At 26.8% G+C, this 19092-nt stretch carries 13 protein-coding genes; all 13 read right to left on the minus strand.

The features are described 5' to 3' along the window. Positions 1-73: 73 nt before the first annotated feature. The 13 genes from T514_RS0111235 to T514_RS0111300 all read right to left on the minus strand — a co-directional run bounded on the left by T514_RS0111235 (position 74) and on the right by T514_RS0111300 (position 19052). Entirely contained in the window at positions 74-2155 is a 2082-nt protein-coding gene (locus tag T514_RS0111235) for a methyl-accepting chemotaxis protein (protein WP_027624863.1), read from the minus strand. Between the two features lie 192 nt (positions 2156-2347). After that, a complete protein-coding gene (locus T514_RS0111240; RefSeq protein ID WP_027624864.1) occupies positions 2348-2860 on the minus strand; it encodes a DUF8042 domain-containing protein in 513 nt (170 codons plus the stop codon). 18 nt (positions 2861-2878) lie between these two features. Then, the gene (locus T514_RS0111245; protein ID WP_027624865.1) at positions 2879-4558 is read right to left on the minus strand and encodes a putative 2-aminoethylphosphonate ABC transporter permease subunit; all 1680 of its coding nucleotides are present in this window, start codon (positions 4556-4558) and stop codon (positions 2879-2881) included. A gap of 26 nt (positions 4559-4584) precedes the next feature. Next, positions 4585-5568, minus strand: coding sequence for an ATP-binding cassette domain-containing protein (locus T514_RS0111250; protein ID WP_027624866.1), 984 nt, complete (start codon positions 5566-5568; stop codon positions 4585-4587). Positions 5569-5592: 24 nt separating this feature from the next. Next, entirely contained in the window at positions 5593-6615 is a 1023-nt protein-coding gene (locus T514_RS0111255; protein ID WP_027624867.1) for a putative 2-aminoethylphosphonate ABC transporter substrate-binding protein, read from the minus strand. A 13-nt stretch (positions 6616-6628) separates the two neighbouring features. Then, a complete protein-coding gene (locus tag T514_RS0111260; protein ID WP_084284503.1) occupies positions 6629-7573 on the minus strand; it encodes an NTP transferase domain-containing protein in 945 nt (314 codons plus the stop codon). 202 nt (positions 7574-7775) lie between these two features. After that, positions 7776-9821: a sulfatase-like hydrolase/transferase gene (locus tag T514_RS0111265; protein WP_027624869.1), complete on the minus strand. Its 2046-nt coding sequence runs from the start codon at positions 9819-9821 to the stop codon at positions 7776-7778. A gap of 543 nt (positions 9822-10364) precedes the next feature. Further along, complete coding sequence (locus T514_RS0111270) at positions 10365-11597, minus strand: flagellin N-terminal helical domain-containing protein (protein WP_027624870.1); 1233 nt, start codon at positions 11595-11597, stop codon at positions 10365-10367. A 273-nt stretch (positions 11598-11870) separates the two neighbouring features. Further along, positions 11871-12239, minus strand: coding sequence for a four helix bundle protein (locus tag T514_RS0111275; protein WP_027624871.1), 369 nt, complete (start codon positions 12237-12239; stop codon positions 11871-11873). Between the two features lie 311 nt (positions 12240-12550). Further along, positions 12551-12721, minus strand: coding sequence for a carbon storage regulator (locus tag T514_RS0111285; protein ID WP_027624872.1), 171 nt, complete (start codon positions 12719-12721; stop codon positions 12551-12553). 538 nt (positions 12722-13259) lie between these two features. Then, positions 13260-16514, minus strand: coding sequence for a methyltransferase domain-containing protein (locus T514_RS0111290; protein WP_242850593.1), 3255 nt, complete (start codon positions 16512-16514; stop codon positions 13260-13262). A 255-nt stretch (positions 16515-16769) separates the two neighbouring features. Continuing rightward, positions 16770-17891 (minus strand): DUF2920 family protein, encoded by a 1122-nt coding sequence (locus tag T514_RS0111295; RefSeq protein ID WP_027624874.1) that lies wholly within the window; start codon positions 17889-17891, stop codon positions 16770-16772. Positions 17892-17957: 66 nt separating this feature from the next. Continuing rightward, positions 17958-19052 carry a LegC family aminotransferase gene (locus T514_RS0111300; RefSeq protein WP_027624875.1) on the minus strand — a complete coding sequence of 365 codons (1095 nt, stop codon included), beginning with the start codon at positions 19050-19052 and terminating at the stop codon, positions 17958-17960. Between the last annotated feature and the right edge of the window lie 40 nt (positions 19053-19092).

Below are 19092 nucleotides of genomic sequence, written 5' to 3' on the forward strand. Positions count from 1 at the left end.
TTTTAATACAGTCAAAATTTAAATTTAATTTCATATTTTATGACTTTTTCTCTTACTATCTTCATATTACTAATTATTCCAACTTAAATTTATTTACCTGCTCATTCATCAGTTTTGTTATATTACTTAACTTTTCAGCAGTTAGACAAACTTCTTTAGTACAACCGTTCATCTCCTGTGCTGATGCACTTATTTCCTCTGATGAAGCAGAGATTTGTTCTGAAATAGCTGAACTTCCTTCTACCATACTAAGTACTTTGTCCTTTTCTCTATCTATATCCTCAGCGGCTTGTGAGACACTTTGTATTTTAAGTACTATTTCTTCAATAGAGCCTATAATGCTTCTGAATGCATTAATAGTATCTTCTATTATAATAACTTGATTATTTAGATCATTATTCATATTTTCTGTATTATCTTTAATAATATCTGTATCTTTGGATATATTTTCTATTAGCCTATTTATACTTTCTGATGAACATTTACTTTGTTCTGCTAACTTTCTGATCTCATCTGCTACTACAGCAAATCCTTTTCCGCTTTCTCCAGCTCTTGCTGCTTCAATAGCAGCATTTAAAGCTAATAAATTAGTTTGTTCTGATATACTATTTATTAGATTAGACATTTCATTAATGGCTCCAACATTATCTCCTAGTTTTGAAATCATATTAACAAACTTATTAAAAAACTCTTTCATATTATTCATAGAGTTATCCATTTCTTGCATTTTTTCATTACTGAAATTTGCATTAGAATTTATTTGGGTAGAATTTTTATTAACTTTATCTAATTCTCTTACTGTGGAGTCAATTTTTTCTCCAAAATTACCTACAATAGATGCAACCTGTGTTAGCTCTGTAGCTTGGTTAGATATTCCCTGTGCCACATCATGTATTGCATTAGCAACTTCATCTGAAGAACTTGTCATCTCTTCTGATGAAGCTAAAAGTCTTTCAGCTTCATTTTCTATAATTATAGAATTATCCTTCATATGTAATAATATTTCTTTTATATCCTCTTGCATATTTTTAACGGATTTTGTAATTTCACCTATTTCATCTTCAAAACCTAAATATTTTTGGGATACATTTTCAGTAAAGTCTCCTGATCCTATTCTTTTTAAATGCTCTGCGATATATTTAATAGGTTTTGAAATCTTTCCAGATATAAATATAGAAAGAGCAACGCTTATAAATGCAAAAATAACTGTAAATAATAAAATTATCATACCTATGCTATTTGCACTTTTAGTTAGTTCACTTTTCTCTATAAAGGATATATAATACCATCCTAAATTAGTATTAGAAGATTTTTTAATAGATACTAAATACTCCTTACCATTCTCTAACTTTGTTGTAAAAGATTCCTCTTGAAGCTTAGATAAGTCATTTAATTTATCTATTTTAAGCTCCTTTATATTTTTGGATATTAAACTTTCATCTTTGGCATTTGCTATTATAGTACCTTTTCTATCTGTTAAAATTAAATATCCTGTATTGCCTATCTTTATATTTTGAGCTAACTTAGTAAGTTGACTTAAGTTCACATCAATTCCTACAACTCCTTTAAAATTAGAATTGTTATCTTTAACAGCGGTTACAGCAGACATGGCTATGTTTCCCAAACTTGTTTTATAGACATCAGTAAAATTAATTTTATCTTTATTATTTTTAGCAGCAGTATACCATTCTCTTTTTCTTGGATCATATCCCTTTTTCCTAGCTATAGCTGGATATTGCAAATATCCCCCATTTTCTTCTGTAGCTATCAATACAGCTTCCACACCTAGATGAGTCTTACTAAAATTTTCAAATATTTTATAAAGACTAGCTTCATATTGTCCATTTTTAAGGGGAGTCATTTGTATTTCTTCTGTAAGTGAATTTTTATTTATATAAGATGTAATTTGACTATTTAAATTATTAAATTCTTTACTAAACATATTTATATTTTCCTCAAATGCGCCAATATAGTTATTAAACCCATTATCTACTTCCGCAATTTGTGACTGAACAGCATGTATATAATCTACTTCTGTTTGCTTGTATACTTTTAAATAAATTACAGTTCCCATTAAAATTAAACATATTAGTATTAAAGATACAAAAGATACTATAAGTTTATTTTTAATACTTTTATTTATCTTTAGTTTCAAACCAAATCATTCCCTTCTCAAGTCTTAATTATTTATAAAACAGCTTAATATAACCAATAATATCATAACTTCCAACACTTTCCCACATCATTTTATATTATTTTTTAATATCATAATATTATGTATTATAGAATTTAAGACATAATAAAATTAAGCTACCAAATTATATGGTAGCTTTCGCACTAATTAATACTATTCAGATTTATAATTAATTTGAGTTTTCAAACATATATATTCCTTCTTTATAGAAGAAATTATATTTGAACTTTTTTCTATATCTCCTTTTTCTAAAGCTAGTTTCAAATCATGAAAATAACTTCTTAAAATCTTAGTTTGCTTGATTAAATCATTTATTTCTTCCTTATTGCTTAACTTATTTATACCATTTTCTATACTATATAATGCATTTATACAATCATCTGTAATTATAATAACTTCAGCTAACTTTTTCTCACTCAAGTTATTTTTTATATAATCTACAGCTTCACCCAAAGTCTCTACAAGTGGTAATATCTTATTTTTAATTTCTCTTTCATTCTGTAAATTTTCAACATCTATTCCCTCAGTAACATCATTGTTATTCTTATTAAAAGATATACTTTTAAAATTAGCTGCAGTTTTATAAACGCTTATAGATGCCGATGTTATAAGAAATATGATACTTAGGGAAAATAGGATCTTTTGTTTTGTTTGTGGTTTCTTCATATTATACTCCAGTAGCACTTAATATTTATTCTCAAATTGCAAATAACTATAAAGCTTACTTTCAATCCTATTAAAAATAAATTTCAGCACCAAATTAATAATTACTATGGTCACAGCAATGGCCGATGCAATTGCTATATCTCCTGAATCACTCTTATTCAATATTTCTATAGATGCCAATTTAGTTTTACTTGTATATAAAAAGCTAACCGCAGATATTGTTACCATAGAATTTATAAAATAATACTCAAAACTTTTTAAAATTGAAAAAATACTATTAGGTAAAATAACTTTAATCAAAGTTATATACCAAGGTATTCCCATACATTCAGAAACTTCTTCAAATCCCTTATCAATTTTTTTTAAGTTATCTGATATTGTAAAAAAAGGAACTGAAAAGAAATGTATTATATTAGCTACTATTAAAATAGCTAATGTTCCATATAAACAATTAAATATATTCCATCTTTTATTAAAAAATAAAAGATAAGATAGTCCTATTACCATTCCTGGTATTGCTAGAGGTAACGAGGATACAAAATGTAGAAAAGCTCTTGCTTGTGAAAATTCTTTATATCTTTCTACGATATATGCCGTAGTAAATACTATGGCTGTTCCAATAAAAGCTACCATAAAAGAAACAAATATGGTATTTCTATATATATCTAAAAGACTTGTCCCTATAGTTTTAATATTATAATATTTAAAAGTTATAGATAAATCATAGGGCCAATTTTTTATCATGGATGATAAAAATAATATAATAAATACTATAATTATATTAAATGACATAATTACATTGTATATAGTAAAAAACATATCTCTAAATATATTTTTTTTAATTATGTATGGACGTATTTGTTTATTATTGTATGTATTCCTTTTTATATAAGTATATATTATAAAATATATACAAGAAGGTATTAAAAATAATATAGCTATAACTGCTCCTTTGCCAATTTGATTCTGCCCTACCACTTGCTGATAAAATCTCAAAGCTATCGTATCATAACTTCCACCTATTACTTTAGGAATACCAAAATCAGTAAAACACATAATAAATGCTGTAAAAAAAGCATTTATTATAGAATTTTTCATTTGTTGCAATTTTATAGTATACCATTGCCTAAGTCCACTAGTACCTACAACCTCAGCAGCCTCATACAGAGAATAATCTATATTATTAAATCCAGCTAAAATAATTAAATATACTGATGGAAAAATGTACAATGTTTCTGCTGTTACTATTCCTAATCTTCCATATATATTTATAAAAACTTTCAAATTACTACTTAAACCTAAAAAACCTGTTGTCAATATCCCTTTACTTCCAAATATATAAATTAAAGCTATACCATAAACCATGGTTGGTGCAAATAATGGTAAAATAGCAACTGTTTTAAAAAACTTTTTACCTTTTATATTAGTTCTTGCAATTCCATAAGCAAACAAAAAAGCAAGAATCAATGTTATTATTGCAACAACTAACGATATATTAAAACTATTACTTAATGCTTGTAAAAATCCAGTATCATTAATAACTCTTTTAAAATTATTAATTCCCACAAATTTTCTTTTCATATAAAATGATTTTTTAAATAATGCAAGCATCGGTAACAACATGCTTATAGCTAAAAATAAAATTATACTTAGTAAAAAGCTATTCCTTAAAATTTTTCTTTTATTCCATTTCTTCATCTGCAACATCCTATCATTTCTAATAGTTAACAATCTAGCAACATACTATTAGATATATCAATATATAAATTCATTTTTTCTTCTAAGTCCAGTTTTTCTTTTTCATTTGACATAATATCTAACAATATGTTAGGGAATTTAGAGTCATTCTCCAACTCTAATGTTACTCTATAGAACGCCCCTTTAAACTCCATATTTTTTATATAGCAGCTAACAAATCCTTCTTTCTTACATATTGAGTATTTTATATTTTCTGGTCTGATAATTCTAAATAAGTTATCAGATGCTTTTAATATATTAGTCTTACCTATAAAATCAGCTACAAATTTATTTTTAGGATTATTATATATTTCTTCTGGTATACCTATTTGACAAATTTCACAATTCTTCATAACTATAATTCTATCACTTAAAGTTAAAGCTTCTTCTTGATCATGAGTAACCATTATAGTAGTTATATTAAGTTTTTTTTGTATTCTTTTTATTTCTTCTCTTAAACTTTCCCTTATTTTAGCATCTAACGCACTTAGTGGTTCATCTAGCAATAGCACTTTTGGTGATAGCACTAATGCCCTTGCTAATGCTACCCTTTGCTGCTGACCTCCACTTAATTCACTAGGATATTTATTCTTAATGTCTTTTATACCTATTAGTTCCAACATATTATATACTTTACACTTAATTTCTTCTTTGCTAAGACGTTTATTATATAAACCATAACTTACGTTTTTCTCTACAGTCATATTGGGGAATAATACATAATTTTGAAATACAAATCCGAACTCTCTTTTTCCTGGTGGTATCTCTGTTATCTTATTATTATCCAAATATATATCTCCACAGGTAGGATTTTCAAGTCCACTAATTATCCTAAGCAAAGTAGTTTTTCCACACCCGCTTGGCCCTAATATACTTATAAATTCTCCCTTATTTATGCTAAAATTAATACCTTTTAATATACCATTATTATTTATATTTTTATTTATATTGTCTATAACCAAATATCCCATAGCAATATCCTCTCCAAAATATTATTACTTTCCTGAGGAATACCTTTTATTCCATTCATCTATAATCCTAGATTTATTTTTTGATGCCCAATTTAAATCATTTTTTAATAACATATCTGCAACATTTTTAGGATATCCATCTATACTAATTGGTTGCTTTAATGTAACAATTCTATTTCTAGATTTAGCTTCTATAGTCATAGTCTCATCTGAAAGTATATATTCTACAAATTTTTTTACACCCTCATTTATATACTCTTTGTTTATAACTGCAATTCCATCTATATCCCAAGCTAAACCTTCCTTAGGGAAATATGTCTTTATCTGCTTATGTTTTTTTTCTTCTACTAGACTTTCTCCTCCCATTCCTAGACCTATAAGCTGTTCTCCCATCTCTGTAGATTTAATTGGTCCCATTCCAGAATGTTCGTATACTCTAATATTCCCATTTAGTTTATCCAAGTACTCCCATCCATTTTTCTCACCTAAGCTTTGAATTATACAAGATACAAACATAAATCCTGTACCTGATGATGCTGGATTAGGCATAGATATCTGATTTTTGTACTCAGGTTTTAATAATTCTTCATAGGAATTAGGTGTTGTAGCATTTCTTTCTTTAGCCTCTTCTAAATTTATAGTTATAGCATTTGTCCATAAGCTTAAACCTATCCAGTGTGGTTCCTTATTTTTATTATCTATAAACTTAGGATTAATTCTATCTATTCCTTCAGCTTTACAAGGCTTTAATATTCCTTCCTCATCTAAAACTATTAAGCTACTAGCCGCTAATCCCCAAACTACATCCGCAGCAGGTCTATCCTTTTCGGCCAGCAACTTTGAAGTTACTTCCCCTGTAGAACCCCTTACTATATTTACCTTAATATTTGAATACTTTTTATTAAAACCTTCAATATAATCTTGAATTAAATTATCTTCCACTGCTGTATATACTGTTATTTCGGTATCATTACCTTTATTACTACAACCAGATAAAATCAAACCAATCATAAAAGAACTTAATATTATAGAGATTAACTTTTTCATATAAAAATACCCCTTATATTTCATTTTTTTCTTCTAATTTGGGAACTATCTTATTTAAAACTCTTTTCAAATGATTATCATCATCAATTTCTGCCCATATTAAATCTTCAATTTTTTTAAATCCAACTAAATATTCCTTGGCAGAATCTTCTATTGCATATTCATAATGATATTGAGAATTGGTATTTTTCGAATATTCTAGCATCATTCTATCAAATAGTTTTTTTGATATCTTATTTATTCCTACTAATTCTCCATAAATACTATTTAGTCCATGCTTGTCCTTCGACATTTTATATATATTGTCATTTCTGATTTCTACAAACACTTCATCTCCACTATACGTTGCCTCTGAAAGTAATACACAATCTTTTAAATCAGTATTTTGTATTTCTTGCAATGCCCTTTCTTCATATATAAGATCACTTTCTAACAAAATAAAATCTTCCTCTATAAAATCTTTAGCTGCTGCAAGAGATGCCATGCTTCCTGTATTAGCATAGTTATTATTTTTTATAGTATAAATATTTCTATATTTAAATGTTAGCTCATCATAAAATTGATTTAAATGTCCTGTTACTATTATTACTTTTTCTATACCATTTTTCAGTAACTTTTCTATACTTCTTTCAACTAAAGTCTTACCCTCTATTTTTAAACACCCTTTAGGCACTTCATCTTTTGTAATATTTATAAGCCTTGTTCCCATCCCAGCAGCAAGTATAACTGCAGTTTTAGTAATTGTTTCGTTAATTTTTTCACTTCCTTTACTTGTCAATATATATTCTGTATTCCTGTAAGCTATTTTATTAGCCATTAAATAATCATTTTCAATCAAAAAATTTATTATATTATTAACTGTTCCAAGCGATACCTCAGCCTTTTCAGCAATTTTCCTCTGGCTTAACTTATTCTCTAGATTTAAAATTTTTAGTACTTTTAATTCTTTTAAATTCATAATTATTACCCTCACAAATATTATTGTTCAAATTTTATAAATTAAATTGTTAAATTGAACGATTTAATTATATAATTTAAATTAATAAAAATCAACGAAAATTATCAAACAATGTAAAAAATTATAAAAAATGAGTTTTAATACATACTTTAAGTTGCCCTTAAATATATTAAAACCCATTTATAACCACAAATTAACTTTACTATATTTTAATATTTTTCTTTATATGATTAAAAACAACTTCTAAATATCTTTCTACTATTTCTTTAAATTTGTCTTTTTCATCATGCCCTGTCTTTTTATTTATTAAGTTAACTTTAAAATTCCCAACTTCCACTCTACCATCATTTTCTACAAAATTTTCAGATTCAAAAACAAATCTATGAGTATAATCATTTATAACAGCTTTATAGGTTTGTCCTGGAAAAATAGATTCCGTATAGGCAAACTCTCTTTTACTCTCTCCACCTAAACAAACTGGTAATTTTCCATCTATATTTAAATTATAATTAATATTTAAAAGTTTTAATACTGTAGGCAGTACATCTACATTCTCAATTATATCATCTACGGATTTGCTTTGAAGATCTATACCTTTAATAAGAAGCGGAACCCTTGTTCTTCCTTCATGGAAGAATCCTGTATCCTTTTTTAAAAATGTCTGTCCATGATCTGAAATCAGTAATATTAACACTTCTTCTTTAGAATATATAGAGTTTATATAATCATATAAAATACCTAAATAGAAGTCTAATCTGTTGATCTCCATTTCATATCTTTCTATTTTCTTTTCGTCATAATCTTTAAATACTGTTTCATTACTATCATTTTCTACTGTTCTTGAATAAAGGCTTCCTTTTATTTGGCTACTTATTTTAGGTTCTATATTATCCGCAACCTTATGTAAATCACCAAAAGACAACCACATAAAATTATTTTTTTCATCAAAAGCTTGTAAATGTTCAATAGTTTCCATAACTACTTCTTCGCATCCCATTCCATCTACAGCCGGCTGATATATACTTCTATCGAATCCTTTATTATATCCATATAATGGAGTTTTCCTCCAATCATTGCATATTTGTGTTGTGAAATACCCATCTTCCTTAAATATTTCGCTCATTAATTTTTCTTTACTCCCAAGTTTATATGTAAATTCTGAATGAAATAATTTATGATTTGTAGTATACTCTCCAGTAAAAAAAGTTGCTAATCCCGGTAGAGTCCACTCACCATTACAATAACAGTTATTAAATCTTATTCCATCATTAAAAAACTCATAAGTTTTTGGCATTAATTTTTTTAATTTATCTCTTGCTATTGTTTCCTGTGATAATCCATCTATAAATAAATACATAATAAGCTTAGGTTTATTTTCCTTAATTTCATCCTTAAGTTTTATAATATTCCCTAGAAAAAACTCATTATTACTTTCTATAGTTAATTTCCCACTCTCCCTTACAGGCATATAATGAAATGAATTAGGTAATAAATTATTTAAAACAAACTTTTTATCATTTATTTTAAAAATAAACTCTGATAGCTTTGTTGTAGATATTGGCACAACTACATCTTCTTTAACTTCAACATCTATAGTTCTATCTACAATTTTTCCATGAAGCATTTCAGTTTTATACAAGGTTCTAATCTGAGGAACCAAATCTACAAGGCTTTCTACTTTATATAAATTTACATAGTAACCATTATCCTTATTTTTTTCATTAAGAAATTTTCCTATTAAGCTCTCTCCTTTGCCATTTACAGGAAAAGATCTTGCATCTACTTCATTTACCCATGCATTAAGTTCTGTAACTTTATTTTTAAATTCATTTATTTTATTAGGATAATTATTTATAACAATTTTAGAAAGCTCATCTATAGAATTTACAACCATTTCCCTTTCTGCATCCTCTTTTGAATACTTTAATGCCTTAAAATAAAAAATTAGACTTTTTATAAAATCTAGTTTAAATCCATATATCATTCCTAAATTATAATTAATTTCATAATTAAAAGGTAATTCTTTTAATGCTTCTAATAGCACTCTTTCCCCTTCATCTAAATTATTTTCATAAACATATAATGCTGCCTTTATAGTAGAAATAGTCATATCAAATGGGAACTGTTCTTCATATTCTTTTATCGTATTTTTTGCTTCATCATATTCACCTTTTAAAATACTTTCTTCAATAGCTAATTTTATTTTTTTTAATCCAGATATTTTTATTCCAAATTTCTCTAATGTCATATGCTTCTTTTCCTTCTCTTTCCATTATTTTTTAAAACTTAATTTTTTACCTATTGTTCTATATAAAAATAATTACCATTCTTTACAATAATCTTTATCATTACATAACTTTAGTTCTATTCATAATAACCACCTCTAAAATTATTATCGTACAATTTTAAAAAACTTTTGACATTTTATTTTACTATTTCATTAAATGAACTAATTTAGAAAAATATAATTCAAAATTATTGAAATGCAAAAATGAGTTTAATATACATTTAAATGTATATTAAACTCATTTATAAATACTCTTTTATTTTATTTTCCCCCTCTATAACAGTTGAAATATATTTATCAGCAGAGAATTAAAAAATACCATATGACTTTCATATTAAAAATCTATCCATATCTTTGTACTATGTCAACTAAAATAAAAAGTCGGGGATTTCTCCCCAACCTATTATTATAGATTTTATATTTATACGGAAACCCCTACTCTTATAGTTTTAAAGGTAAGGGCCTCACACAACTTTAGAAAAAACACTAAAATTGGTTCGCTACTTATCTTAATAACTGAAGAACTCCTTGTGGTTGTTGGTTAGCTTGAGCAAGCATAGCCTGAGCAGCTTGGCTAAGAATATTGTTCTTTGAGAATGTCATCATTTCTTTAGCCATGTCTACGTCTCTAATTCTTGATTCTGCTGCTGTTAAATTTTCACTTGTTGTTCCTAGGTTATTAATTGTATGCTCTAATCTATTTTGAGTTGCACCTAATTTAGCTCTTTGAGTAGAAACCTTATTTATAGAATCCTTAACCTTGTCTATAGCTGCTTTAGCATTACTTTGACTACCAACATCAAGACCACCTATTCCTAATGACGCTGAGCTCATGCTTGATATATCTACAGAGACTTTTTGTGCTGTTTCAGTAGTGTCACCAACCTGAAGTTCTAATGACCCACCAGTTGAACCAGCACCAGCTGCAAATTTAAGTCCTCCTTGTAATTGACCTTGTAAGTCTGTAGCTAAATTAGCAGCTGTTGAGCTTGTTCCATCTTGAGCTGTAAACTCTATTCTACCTAATCCAACAGATGTAAGATCTATAACTCCTTGTTTACCTGCACCAGCAGCAAATGCTTTACCTGTATTCTTATCTGTAATTAAATCTTTTATATCAAGAACTTTAGTAGTTGCATTGCCATCAGTATCTTTAACTTCAAAAGTTACTTTACTACCTGCTACAGTTGTTGCTGTAACAGTATCACCATCTTTAATATCTACACCTGTTACAGAGGTTGTTGTTACTTTAGCATTTGTAGTTAAATCAAGAGTTCCATCATTATATCCAGTAGCTTTAGTGCTTCCTGCACCAATTGACCCATCTAAAAGTTTAATTCCATTAAAGTTAGTTGTAGAAGCGATTCTGTCTACTTCTTCATTTAACTTATCTATTTCTGATTGAATAGCTTTTCTGTCAACATTATCGTCTAAAGTACCAGTAGAAGATTGAGTAGCAAGTTCTTTCATTCTTTGAAGAATTGAATGAGTTTCTTGTAGTGCTCCTTCTGCTGTTTGAATTAATGAAATACCATCTTGAGCATTTCTTGAAGCTTGATCTAATCCTCTTATTTGTCCTCTCATTTTTTCTGAAATTGCTAATCCTGCAGCATCATCTCCAGCTCTGTTGATTCTTAAACCTGAACTTAATTTTTCCATTGACTTTCCAGCCGTAGCTGTATTACCTATCATTTGTCTGTGAGCATTCATTGCATTCATATTGTGATTAATTATCATAATAAATTCCTCCTTGATTTTTAAGTGCACTTCCTTGCGCACTGTTATTTATTTATAGTTAAGACTTTGTGTCTTACTAACGCTTTTTTCAGAGGACAATTGACAAAGGACAGAGGACAATGAAGGTTGATTTTCCTCCGCTATGCTACGGAAAATCTTTAATTATATCTCCTCAATAAGCCACTATGTCGCAAGCCGTTAGGCTGTATCCATATGTTAATCATTCCTCTACGATTTTAGTTGAGAATTGAGAGTGGAAAGTTGAGAGTTTTCTTATTTTCCTACCACTTTCAAATTCTCCTTAGTTGTTTTTACTATAGATGCAAGCATATTATTTAATTCAGTACAATCACTTATCATTGACTCTGATACCTTAGCATCTAAATAATCAGTTGCTTTAAGAAGCTCTAACCAATAGTCAGTTTCTGAGGCTTCTTTCAAGGCTATATTCATTTTCATTAGAAAATCTCGCTTACTAGATGCCTGCACGGCTTCTTTAATATTTGCACCTATGCTAGTTCCTGATCTTAGTACTTGTTTTGAAATAGTATACTCATTTTTTTCTTTACATAAATTCTTATATAAGTTAACTATTCTAATAGCAAACTTAAATGCTTTATTGTAAACCAAACTTTTCTTCAACTTTTCAACCTCCTAAATTCATAAACTCATCTAATACTTTAGACTTATTTGTATGAATCTATTCAATTGAGAATTATTAAGAGCTTAAATTTAAAATTGAATTATCAGTTTTTCTGAACGGAGTGAGGAAAAACATCCTTAACTCTCCATTCTCAACTTTCAACTCTCAATTTCCTAGCCTGCTTAAAAGTTTGATTTTACTTAACAAAAAAGGAGCCAATTCCCCCGTCTTTCCAGCCTCCTGCTGAATTAACGAGAACAATTGACTCCTCCTGAGTTTTAAATATAAAATTATATTTGAAACAACTTGTCTATTTTATAGACACTAACTGTTCTTCCCAAACCTCACCTCTAGTGATTTTAACATTGCGTGGTGCATCTATGGCAAGCCTTAAATCACCTGCATCACTTTTTACCACCTTAACCTTAATATCATTTCCAATCACTACATATTCTCCCGGCTTCCTGCCTAATACTAACATACCTCTTCCTCCTTGAATCTGAATATAAAAAATGGACGATTAATAAACCTATCACTCATTTGCCTCCTGCAAAGTTAGATAGTTTTATTAATCGTCCATGATATTTAGCTTATTCAATTCTTACACTATTAATATCGTAAAACCTGTTTACAACTTAATAGTTTTTTAAATCTTTTATTTTCTACATTTGGGGTTTATATATACAATTTCATATTGAATATTATGTTTTTAATCATTACATTTATAATATCGATAGCTTTTTTTCTAACTTTACACTTATTTCAAAAAATATTATTTTTTATATCTTTTGTTATTATATAACTTTACGGAAAATTTCGCAAGTTTTATGAAACAATTTCTATATATTCAAGTAATTTAAAGAATAAAAAACACCAGCACCTTTTCTATTAGTTACTGATGTTTATTTCTAAAACTCTCTGTAATTACTGCATGACACATTTATGTTAGATAATATATAATTTTTTCTAAACCAAAATTACTATTTAGGGAAGGAAGAATACTGAGTTTTAATCCACCGCTATTTTTCACAAACAGCAATAATATTTAAAGCAGTTTCTTTCATCTCTCTCTCAACTTTAAAATTGGTTACAGAATAATATTGAATTTTACCAAAATATTCATTTAGTAAATCATTGAATTCATTAAAAGTATACTCTTTAATATGAAAAGGATTATTAATATGTTTTCTCATATCCCTATTAGGTGTTGATATTATTAGTTTTCCATTGCTTTTTATAACTCTTTTAGCCTCTGATAAATATTTTCCCACTAATTCTAATGGTAAATGTTCAAATACTTCATAGGATACATAAATATCAAATTCGCTATCTTTATAAGGTAATATTGTTACATCTCCATTTGTCCAATTAATATTACTGTAATTATATGTTTTTTTACCAAATTCGATATTTGTATTGGCCAAATCTAATGTTTCAACTTTAAAACACAATTTGGAAAAATATGCCGCACCATAGCCAAATCCACAAGGTGCTTCTAAAACTTTATAATGAGATTTTATAAAAGAACTTGCAAATAAATATCTTTCAGCTATTCTTAAATATCCAAAAGCCGGCATGAACTGTGAACATGGTATAGCTCTTTCCCAATTATATGTTAAATAATTTATTTCAACATCTTTTTTTATATTTTCATCAAAGATAAATCCTGCAATATTGTTACTATACTCCAACTTATAATGAATTATTTCATTTAAGAATTTATATATATAATTAGATTTATTACTTTGTAAAATTTCATCTGGTATAATGAAATTATTATTTTTTATATTGTACCATATATTTCCTATCAGCAAAATTTTATCATAATCATTTTTTATAACAAATTCAATAATTTCAAAATTATCGTTAATTTTTTCCCTTCTTCCAAGCATAATTTGTGATGTTGTAAAATCATATTCATTATAGTAGTTTTTATCATAAGGTAATAACTTATTAAATGAATTTCTAATATAATCTAATGTTAAATTCTGAGTATGTAACTGTTTTAATATTTTATTAGTAATTAAATAATATTTATTATCTAACATATTATTTGCTCTTAATTCTGTTAATATAGTACTTTCTTCATCTAATAATTTATACTCATCCCACAAATCATCAATTGTTATTTTTTTAAAATTAACACTGCTATTTTCTTTTGTAATAATTATGATTTTCTCAGATAACCCAAACTTATTTTCCAGCAGCAATTGTCTTTCACTATTCAATAAATATTTACACATTAGTTCTTTATTTTGTTCTGAAATGTCATCTCTTGAAAACATAGAAGATATTTCATTAAATAATTTTAGCACTAATTCCTTATTATCACCTAAAACTTCCCTATCAAAAGGATAATTCATAAAAAACGCTATAGGAAGTATTTCTACCAATCTTAATTTATTTTTATTTAAAATTTTACTAACATAATTTTCATCTCTTATAACAACATGTTCTGACTCACTTTTTGTATTAATAGCACTAACTGAATCTATTAATATACAAATTCCATTCTTATTCAAAGCATTGGCTATATTCTTAATAGTTGATTCATACTTACTTTCATTAGTTATATGCGCTAGTACGTCCGCTGCATATATAAAGTCATATTTCTTATTGTTATAGTATTCTTCATTTGATATATCTCCATTTATAAATGTATAATTTTTAAAAGTTCTTTTTAATTCACTAACTGATTTTTCTGATATGTCTATAGCTGTATAGTTCTTAATTCCTTTATTTTTATAATACTCAGTAAATACCCCCGTGCCTGGACCTAATTCTAACATACTTATATTTTTTAAATTTTTAAATACACTTTTTATTATATTGTCCAACATATAAATTCTATTTTCATAAACATACTTATTATAATTTTTTGCAACACCAGTATATCCCACCCCTACAACATCAAACATTTTAATTAACCTATCATTCCAATATTTTGCATGATCAAATTCAGGCTTATTATTTTTTGTAATAGTATTTACACTTTCCTTAATCATTTTTATTTGTTTATCTAAAGAATAATTTTCCTCAATAAATTGCCTATATTGTATTGAATTATATTTTCGAGATGTTATCATTTCTACAGCTTCATCTATAGCATTCCACACATTTTCGTTCTTATATATATTCTTTGCCCCTACAAAGTTATGTATAATAGGCTTTATACCTTTTGACATAGCTTGCATTACACTGATATTTTGAGATTCCAATATACTTGTACATAAAATATAATTTTTATCTTCTAACCATGTATTTAAATCATTTTGCCATCCTTGATAAAATACATTTTTTTCAATTCCAAATTCTTTTATCATTTGTTGAAAATATAGAACATCCCTATTATCCTGAAATTCTCCTGCAATAAATAACTTATATTTAGAATTTTTATCATATATAGCTTTAAATGTTTGTAACAAAAGCATTGGTCCTTTTTTGTAATTTATATATCCTACATAAGCTATATTAAACCCATAATTTCTTTCTTTAAATGTATATTTTGATAAATCTATGCCATTAGGAATAACCTCCGTTTTTTCTATATCAATTTTAAATTTATCTATAACAAAATCCCTTATATGTTCAGACACAAAAATAAGTTTGTTTACTTTATCCCAGTTTACTTTTGAAGGTTGATCAGTAAATGCCTCATAGCTGTGTAATCTACATATTACTTTTTTCTCTATAGCCAAATCTAATTTACTTCCATAGGCTATTAGTTCATCGCACCATTCAAACCAACAAATACTTGCCCATTGCATACCTTTATCTATTTGACTATAATTATTAACAACTATTTTTCTTACTAAATATTCTTCTGATAATTCTTGTATAATATCTTTTAAAAAAGCATCCATACCTTCTTTAACAAAAAATACCAACTTTTCTCTATTATCTTTTATTTTATCTTTATGCTGTAACTTTATATTATCCATGGCTTCTTTTATTTGTTGTTTTAAATTTTCATCTTGTATATTTTTTTCTGCTTCTTTATAATACCTTATAGCTTCATTGTAATTACACAATATTTCATTTACATAAGCTAAATTGTACAAAATATCAAAGTTATTTCCGTCAATCTCCATAGCTGATAAGAGTATATCTAAAGCATAAGCTTGTTCTTTTTCCATAATAGCAATAACTGCTTTCATAGAATAAATATCAACATCATCTTTCACTACTTTTTCATATTCATTAATACTTTTTTTGGCTTCCTCTAACTCACCCTTATCTATAAAACTTTCAATCATTTTTTTTATTTTATTCATTCTATTATTGATAGTTATGTCACTCATCGCACTCACCTTTATTAATAGAGGCTAATATTTCCTCCATATATTTAATCAATTTCTTATTACACATATATACCTTATATATCTTATATCATTTTTTAATCATACTTTTTAACTAAATATATAAACATAAAAACTAACTTCATTTTTATTAATATTAATGCTGTAATATAATATTTTTTACAAATTAATTCTGTATCAGAAATTTTAAAATACATGTGCTATATAATTTTAATTTTTAGAGTTAAACTTTTTATATAAATTTAAAATAGGTATTCCTTGTTTATAATCAAATTCATATATATTCGCATTTGTACTATATTTAATATTAGATAACTTTATTTCTTTATTATTGAATATGATTTCATTTTTCATAATTAAATTAAAAAATTTTATAAAATCTAAATCTAGTCCATGGCTTGTTGATTTAAATATTTCACCATCAATTTTATTCTCATTTATTTCATTAAAAATACATCCATCTATACCTAGGCAAAATTTCTTCTTTTCATTACAAGTTATCAATCCATCATTTACTCCATGATATGATATTATTTTACATTTGTTTTCAAACTTATTATATATGGACGTTAAATCTAATATCTCTCTATCATATTTTTTATATATTTTAGCTAGATATTCAAATTGTATAGAAATACTGAATTTGTTATAACACTGTAAAATTTCCCTATTATTTATTAAATATTGAGGAAATAACCATGCTGAATTATCTATTATCAAACTAAATAACTCTGGTGCAAAGGCATTACATAAATATGCCAGATACGCTCCATGTGAATCCCCATATATCATTATTTTTCCTTCATTAATGTTAAATTTATTATCATTTATAATAGCTTTAATTACTAATACTGCTGTTATATTATCTATAGCCTGCATGATCCCCATATCATTAAAATTAAATATGTGTTCATTTAAATCCTCTTTTAGATCTAAATGAACATCATAATTACTTATTATCTTTAAAAATTCCCTTACATTTATCTTATCATTATCATATATACATTTATATTCATCAGCTGTAACTATTCTTTTTATATAATCTTGATTCAATTGAAAATTTACATTATCAGGTTTTTGCATAAATTCCCATCCAAAGTAATCACATTGAACAGTTACTAAATTATGCTCATCAGAAAATTTACCCCTCATTTTTTTATAAACATTTGAGCTTGCATTTCCTCCAAAACCTGGTATCATCAATAATATTCCAGTATCTTTATTGATTTCATGTTCAGGTTCGTTAAAATATATTTTAAGCTTTCGTGGTGATTTTTCATGTGAATATATGCTTGGATGTGCATCTATTTCAAATTCATATTCTTTGCTCATTATTTTCTCCCCAGCTTAACAAATTTATTTTCTAAAAAAATATTTGTTATTCAAATAACTACAGGCTTATTTATTAATTATAGTGCATATTTTCATAATATCATCTTTACTTAATGAAACAGAACTTGGCAAATTAAGTCCTCTTTCTTCCAATTCTTCTGTTACTTTCATACTTCCATGCTTTGAGCCCTTGAACGGTGGCATATTATGAACTGCCATAAAAAACGGTCTTGATTCTATTCCATTTTCAGCTAATCTCTTTATTAATTCATCTCTAGTTATAGAGTATTCATCTTCAACTACTATTGAATAAAGCCATTGAACATTTGAGACCCATTCTTTTTCTACTGACAAAGTTATACCTTTAACATTACATAATAATTTATTATATAACTCAGCATTTTCTCTTTTAGCCTTTATATATTCTTGTATATTTTCAAGCTGGGCACATCCCATAGCTGCAAGTAAATTAGGCATTCTATAATTATATCCTATTTCTGGATGATAAAAGGCTTTATTTTCAGTTACAACTTTAGTTTGAGTAGATAAAAACTTTGCTCTATCAGCTAATTTTTCACTATCAGTTACAAGCATTCCTCCTGCACCTGTAGTTATAAGTTTATTACCATTAAAACTAAAACAACCTATATGACCTATAGTACCTACTGCTTTATTCTTATAATAACTTCCTAAAGCCTCTGTAGCGTCTTCAATTACATAAAGCTGATATTTATTAGCTATGTCCATTAACTTATCCATATCTACAGGGTGACCATATATATGTACTGGCATAATAGCTTTAGTTTTTTTTGTTATAAGTTCTTCTATCTTTTCAGCATCCATAACAAAAGTATCTCTACATACATCTATAAAAACTGGTTCTGCTCCTACATATTTTATAGTGTTTACTGGGGAAATAAAAGTTAATGATGGCACTATAACCTCATCCCCCTCACCTATACCTAAAGTTCTTAATGCTAATGCAAGTGCTGCAGTTCCGTTCATTGTAACTACTGACTTATTAATATTTAAAAAATTTGCAAAATCTTTTTCAAATTTATCCACATAGCTTCCAACAGAAGACACCCAGTTTGTATCTAAACATTCCTTAACATATTTCCACTCATTACCATGAATTTCAGGTATGCATAATGGTATCATATATTCAACCCCATTCTATAATTTATTTAAATTATGTAGT

The organism is Clostridium lundense DSM 17049 (assembly GCF_000619945.1).
Classification (GTDB): domain Bacteria; phylum Bacillota; class Clostridia; order Clostridiales; family Clostridiaceae; genus Clostridium_AO; species Clostridium_AO lundense.